This is a genomic window from Absicoccus sp., assembly GCF_034090965.1.
GTDB lineage: Bacteria > Bacillota_I > Bacilli_A > Erysipelotrichales > Erysipelotrichaceae > Absicoccus > Absicoccus intestinalis.
Genome location: NZ_JAXDRQ010000018.1, coordinates 1 through 6,341, shown reverse-complemented (window position 1 = coordinate 6,341; position 6,341 = coordinate 1). Strand labels below are relative to the sequence as shown.

Annotated in this window: 10 protein-coding genes; all 10 read left to right on the top strand. The window is 39.4% G+C overall.

From position 1 onward, the window contains the following. Positions 1 to 106 (top strand): L17 family ribosomal protein (locus tag SOS22_RS02960; protein WP_320596274.1); only part of this gene is annotated, 106 nt, incomplete at its 5' end. A 35-nt stretch (positions 107 to 141) separates the two neighbouring features. After that, a complete protein-coding gene (locus SOS22_RS02955; RefSeq protein ID WP_320326341.1) occupies positions 142 to 726 on the top strand; it encodes an O-methyltransferase in 585 nt (194 codons plus the stop codon). Further along, positions 726 to 1,160, top strand: a complete 435-nt coding sequence (locus SOS22_RS02950; protein ID WP_320326342.1) for a hypothetical protein — start codon at positions 726 to 728, stop codon at positions 1,158 to 1,160. The genes SOS22_RS02955 and SOS22_RS02950 overlap by 1 nt, the downstream gene beginning before the upstream one ends. Positions 1,161 to 1,226: 66 nt before the next feature. Further along, positions 1,227 to 2,057: an energy-coupling factor transporter ATPase gene (locus tag SOS22_RS02945; protein ID WP_320596273.1), complete on the top strand. Its 831-nt coding sequence runs from the start codon at positions 1,227 to 1,229 to the stop codon at positions 2,055 to 2,057. Next, positions 2,033 to 2,893: an energy-coupling factor transporter ATPase gene (locus SOS22_RS02940; RefSeq protein ID WP_320326344.1), complete on the top strand. Its 861-nt coding sequence runs from the start codon at positions 2,033 to 2,035 to the stop codon at positions 2,891 to 2,893. Before SOS22_RS02945 ends, SOS22_RS02940 begins: the two co-directional genes overlap by 25 nt. Beyond that, positions 2,886 to 3,686 carry an energy-coupling factor transporter transmembrane component T family protein gene (locus SOS22_RS02935; protein WP_320326345.1) on the top strand — a complete coding sequence of 267 codons (801 nt, stop codon included), beginning with the start codon at positions 2,886 to 2,888 and terminating at the stop codon, positions 3,684 to 3,686. Before SOS22_RS02940 ends, SOS22_RS02935 begins: the two co-directional genes overlap by 8 nt. Further along, the gene (gene truA, locus SOS22_RS02930; protein WP_320596272.1) at positions 3,683 to 4,414 is read left to right on the top strand and encodes a tRNA pseudouridine(38-40) synthase TruA; all 732 of its coding nucleotides are present in this window, start codon (positions 3,683 to 3,685) and stop codon (positions 4,412 to 4,414) included. The genes SOS22_RS02935 and truA overlap by 4 nt, the downstream gene beginning before the upstream one ends. A gap of 99 nt (positions 4,415 to 4,513) precedes the next feature. Further along, positions 4,514 to 4,951 (top strand): 50S ribosomal protein L13, encoded by a 438-nt coding sequence (gene rplM / locus SOS22_RS02925; protein WP_320326347.1) that lies wholly within the window; start codon positions 4,514 to 4,516, stop codon positions 4,949 to 4,951. Between the two features lie 13 nt (positions 4,952 to 4,964). Then, on the top strand, positions 4,965 to 5,363 hold the full coding sequence (gene rpsI, locus SOS22_RS02920; RefSeq protein ID WP_320596271.1) for a 30S ribosomal protein S9: 399 nt from the start codon (positions 4,965 to 4,967) through the stop codon (positions 5,361 to 5,363). A gap of 220 nt (positions 5,364 to 5,583) precedes the next feature. After that, positions 5,584 to 6,078 (top strand): IS200/IS605 family transposase, encoded by a 495-nt coding sequence (tnpA, locus tag SOS22_RS02915; protein ID WP_320596270.1) that lies wholly within the window; start codon positions 5,584 to 5,586, stop codon positions 6,076 to 6,078. Positions 6,079 to 6,341: the final 263 nt, after the last annotated feature.

The following is a 6,341-nucleotide window of genomic DNA, read 5'->3' as shown; positions in this document are numbered from 1 at the left end:
TGGACCTGCGTATGCAGATCGTAATGGTGGATACACACGCGTTGTCAAAACGAGAATTCGTCGTGGCGATGCAGCGCCAATGGCCATCGTTGAATTGGTGAAGTAGATCTTTCTACTTCACTTTTTTTAAGTGGAGGTATTATGTCGGAAATCAAAGAGTTAGAACAATATGCCATGGAACATGGTGTACCCATTATTCAAGATGAAGGCTTAGAATTACTGAAACAAAAAATCATTGAATATGATTGTCATTCTTTTTTAGAAATAGGTACTGCCATTGGACGAACTGCATTGGTGATTGCCAATCTGGTTGATCCTATGCGTGTAGTCACGATTGAACGTGATCCGCAAATGATCGAACAAGCTCGATCCCATTTTCAAGATCATGCCAATATTCAACTGATCGAGGGCGATGCCTTAGAAGTACCCCTACCCAAAGGTCCATTTGATTGTATTTTTATCGATGCAGCCAAGGCCCAATATATTCGTTTTTTTACAAAATTTTGTCCTTTATTATCAGAGAATGGTATAATTGTATCAGATAACATGAACTTTCATGGTCTTGTTGATCATCCAGAACTGACACACAATCGAAATACAAAGGCACTGGTTCGAAAAATAAGAGGATATCGAGAGTTCTTGATGGCTTTATCGGATTATGAAACGAAACTATATGATCAGGGCGATGGTATAGCCATCACAAAACGAAAGAAGGGTAAATCATAATGAAATTTTTAAAATGGATCGTTACATTGGCTGCCGTAGCTGGTGCTGGTGTTGCGGTAAGCCAAAAAGTAAAAAAAGAAAAAGCGAAGAAAGAGGAATTGGATGAATTTCTAGTTCCCAATCAAGATGAACCAATAGTTTATGATGTACCAAGTCGTACTGACGATAAGATGAAAGAAGCGATTCATAGCTTGGAGAATCATGAACCTCAAACAAAATATTTCGCGTTTACGGTTGCCGATGCGGATCATGCACATACTTTCCAAAAAGCAGCTGCAGAATTGGATCTTTCCAGTTCGTATGATAGTGAAAAACAAGAAGTTGAAATTGAATACAATGGCAATTTCGATGAAGATGATTTGAACTTATTACAGGTACAATTGGGAGAAATTAGTTTGCAGGCGGAGGCAACTTTTAAAGAAATGCACGATTAAGGGATATTGTTTTATCCCTTTTTTTTATTTATAATAAATAAGCTATGCATAGATAGGAGATGTCCCATGGAAAATGCTATTGAAGTATCTCATCTTTCCTTTGCCTATACCCCAGAAACGGAAACGATAAAGGATGTTTCTTTTACCATTCCCAAGGGTAGTTATACAACCATCATTGGTCATAATGGATCGGGAAAAAGTACAATTGCGAAATTGATCATTGGTTTATTGGGGGCCAAAGGTGGTACGATCAAGATCTTGGATCAAATTGTTTCTCCAAAAACCATTTATGAATTACGATCCCATGTTGGGATTGTTTTTCAAAATCCGGATAATCAATTTATTGGTTCTACCGTTGCTGATGATATTGCTTTTGGTTTAGAGAATCATTGCGTCCCCCAGGAACAAATGCAAGATTTGATTGAAAAAAGTGCTGCTGCTGTGGGGATGACTGATTTTTTAGATGCCGAACCCACGCATTTATCCGGTGGACAAAAACAACGCGTAGCCATTGCCGGAATTCTTGCGATGGCACCGGAAATTATCATTTTTGATGAATCAACGAGCATGTTGGATCCGCAAGGAAAGGCTAGCATTAATCAAGAAATCAATCATTTGCATCATTCGCGGGATATCACGATTCTATCGATTACCCATGATATGGAAGAAGTCGCACAGTCCGAACATGTCATTGTCATGAATCAAGGCATGATCGAGATGGAAGGAACACCAGAAGAAATATTCTCTCATCCGTCTGTATTACAGAACATGCAGTTGGATATTCCCTTTGCGTTAAAGTTTTCCAAATATCTTCAATCCAAAGGGATCTTGCATGAGGATATTTTAACATTAGATAAGGTGGTGGATGCTCTATGTCAATTGAAATCAATGGATTAGAACATGTATATAATCCCAATACGCCTTTTGAGCATGCCGCTTTAAAAGGCATTGATTGCAGCATTGCTCAAGGAAAAGTAACCGCGATCATTGGCCAGACAGGTTCAGGTAAGTCGACTTTGGTTCAACATTTAAATGGTTTATTGGTACCAACAGGTGGTAGTTTGGATATTTGTGGCTTTCATATTCAACCCTTATTAAAGATCAAAGATATCAAAGAATTACGCCGAAAAGTGGGACTGGTCTTTCAATTTCCTGAATATCAATTGTTTGAAGAAACGATTGAAAAGGATATTGCGTTTGGTCCGAAAAACTTTGGAACTCCTGAAGAAGAAGCGTTGAAATTGGTTCGAAAAGTTTTGCCATTGGTTGGTTTGGATGAATCGTATTTAGATCGTTCGCCTTTTGAATTAAGTGGTGGACAAAAACGAAGAGTGGCGATTGCAGGGATCTTGATCTTGGATCCCGAAGTCTTGGTGTTGGATGAGCCCACAGCGGGACTGGATCCGCAAGGAGCCAAAGAAATGATGACTTTATTCATGAATCTCAATCGAAAGTTGAATAAAACGGTTCTCTTAGTTACCCATGATATGAATCATGTCATGAATTATTGTGATGAAGTCATGGTCCTAGATCATGGTAAATTAAAACATAAATCGGATGTAAAAACTTTTTTTGAACATCCAGATTGGATGATAAGCATTGGCATAGACCCCCCTGCTTTGATTCGCTTGAAAATGGCGTTACAAGCCAAAGGATTTACGATTCCCGACGATGTTCTTACCTTAGAAGCGTTAGGGGATTGTGTAGAAAAGCAGGTGAATGCCCATGAATAATATTGCACTTGGACGTTATATGCCTTTGGATTCTGTGGTTCACAAAATGGATCCCCGCTCGAAAATCATGATCATGCTGCTTTTGATGATTGCGATTTTTGTTCCTGCTGGTGCTTGGGGCTATGTACTCGTTGCCGCTTTTATTGCGGTTTGTTTGGTCTTATCAAAATTAAGCATTGGCTATGCCTTTCGTGCGATGAAACCAATGATGTGGATGATGATCTTTTTGTTTGTGATCAACGTCTTTGCGATTCGGACCGGCTACGTAATGGCAACCTTAGGACCAGTATATATTTATTCGGGAGCCGTGTATCAAACTTTGTATATTGTCGTTCGGTTGATGATGATGATCGTGATCACGACGGTATTGACCGCTACGACCAAACCCTTAGATCTAACGTTAGGCATTGAAAAATTGTTGCATCCCTTTGAAAAAATGGGTCTTCCGGCTCACATCATTGCGATGATGATCAGTATTGCTTTGCGTTTTATTCCTACTTTGATCGAAGAAACACAACGAATCATGAATGCACAAGCCAGTCGAGGTGTGGATATGGAAAATGGTACCTTCAAAGAAAAGATCAAAGCCATCTTATCTTTGATCGTTCCATTGTTTGTATCGGCTTTTGATCGTGCAGATCAGCTGGCCAATGCCATGGAAGCACGTGGATATGATCCCAACAAACAAAGAACTAGATATAAAGTATTAAAAATGACCTCTTTCGATTATGTAGGATTGACCTGCAGCTGTATCGTTTTGGGTGCAACCATTGCGATCGGAGTGCTTCTATGATCTATAAAGCTGTTGTTGCTTATGATGGCTGGAATTATGCCGGGTGGCAGAAACAAGCCAATGCATTAGGCATTCAAGAAGTGATTGAAAAAGCGTTATCGCAAATCAATCGAAAAGAAACAAGGATCATCGCCAGTGGGAGAACGGATGCCAAAGTACATGCATGGGGTCAAGTCTTTCACTTTGATCCTCTTGATTCGATGTCGCCACAAGCTTATTTTCAAGCTTTAAATACGCGATTACCAAAAGATATCCGGATCCAATCCATTGAACTGGTTCCGGATTCTTTTCATGCCCGTTTTTCGGCTCGATCAAAACGCTATGACTTTATTTGTACGACCAATGCCAAGGATCCTTTTTCCTATCGTTATAAACAATTGGTTTGGCAGGATCTGGATATTGAAGCAATGAAAGCTGCTTCGCATTATCTTTTGGGAACACATGATTTCACAAGTTTTTGTTCCAGTCGTGTGGAGGAAAAGAAACCCAAACGAAAGACCATCACGCGCATTGAGATCCAAGTGGAAGGATTGGATATTCGAACTATTTTTGAAGGCAGTGGGTTTCTTCGCTATCAAGTGCGAATGATGATGGGAACTTTGATCGAAGTGGGTAAGCATCGGCTAGAACCACTGGATGTCAAGAAGATCTTGGATGCAAAAAATAAAGAAGCTTGTCGTTATAATGCTCAGCCCCAAGGTTTATATTTGATGAAAGTAAATTATTAAAGTTTATCGTTGACTTTTGGGGCTCGTTTCACTAAACTATTATTTGGCTAATCTCAGCCTTTGAGCCCCGGTAATGCTCAAATAGGAGGAAGATTAATTATGCGTCAAACTACTATGGCAAAACCTGCTGACGTAAAGCGTACTTGGTATGTGATTGATGGCGAAGGCGAAACTTTGGGTCGTTTAGCTACCAAAGCTGCACATGTACTAAGAGGAAAACATAAACCTACATATACACCAAATGTGGATTGTGGAGATTATGTGATCGTTATCAATGCAGCAAAAGTTGAAATGACTGGAAACAAGTTACAAACAGAAAAGTATTATAACCATTCTGGATTCTTTGGTGGTATGCGTGTTCGTACCGCAAAAGAAATGAAAGAAAAATATCCAGAAGAATGGGTAGAAAGAGCAATTAAAGGAATGTTGCCTCATACTCGTTTGGGTGATGTACAACGTGGACATTTGTATGTGTATGCTGGTAGTGAACATCCACATGCAGCTCAACAACCTGTTGAGTTAAAGGTGAAAGGATAAGGAGGAATAGATCATGGCAGACAATATGGTTCAATATCATGGCGTAGGACGCCGTAAAAAATCTGTTGCTCGTGTATTCTTGCGCCCAGGAACAGGTAAATTTGAAGTAAACGGAAAGAGCTTGGAAGATTATCTTCCATTGGAAACTTTACGTATGGTCGTACAGGCACCTTTTGAAATTACCAATACAACGGGTCAATTTGATGTATTGATCAATGTACATGGTGGTGGTTTCACTGGTCAAGCTGGAGCAATGCGTCACGGTATCACACGTGCATTGATGCAAGCAAGTGATGATTATCGTCCAGTATTGAAAGCAGCTGGTTTCGTTACTCGTGACCCTCGTGCAAAAGAACGTAAGAAATATGGTTTGAAAAAAGCACGTCGTGCACCTCAGTTCTCAAAACGTTAATTTGGAACCAATCAACAGAAAAAGCCCATTTGGGCTTTTTTTTTATTTGTTGTATGTTTACGAAGTAAACATTTCGCTTTAGCGTGTCGAGTACATGAAATGTACGAGATAAAAAACCACCTGCTATGCGGGTGGAAGATAAAAAAGTTATACAAAATAATCACCTATCTTTCTATAATGGAGATGTTCAAGCTACCAGAAAGAAAGATAGGTGATTATAATGGCCAACAAAGCAAATTCATTGGCACACACAAAATGGTTGTGTAAATATCATATCATATTCACACCCAAATACAGACGAAAAATCATATACAATCAATACCGAAAAGATCTTGGAGAAATATTGAGAACATTATGCAGATATAAGGGTGTAGAAATCATTGAAGGACATTTGATGCCAGACCATGTACATATGCTTGTGTCGATTCCACCGAAATTAAGTGTTTCTGCCTTTATGGGGTATCTGAAAGGAAAATCGGCATTGATGATGTTCGATAGACATGCGAATTTGAAATACAAATTTGGTAATCGACATTTCTGGTCAGAAGGATATTATGTGAGTATAGTAGGCATTAACGATGCTACTGTAAAAAAATATATTCGCGAACAAGAAATGCGAGATATCGCACTGGATAAATTAAGCGTGAAAGAATATGGAAATCCGTTTTCTCAAGCAGAAAAAGAAGCAATGAAAAGAAACGATAAGAAAAAATAATCCCTTTGAGGGATAGCGAGAGTCAAAAGCGGTAGCTTGAACGAAGTGAAAGCAGCGCCTTGAGACGCGAGCTGGCAATAAAGGGTTGTACCCGCAGAGAAAACTCCGCCTTTGAGACGGAGTTTTTATTGCGTAGCGAATACCACGCGCTATGTGCGTGGTGGTAGACCTTTTAGTGTTAAAAAAGACAACCTCCTATACTACAATGAATATGGCCCGCCAGCCGTAAACAAAATAATATAGGAGGTTGTCAAAATGAATGA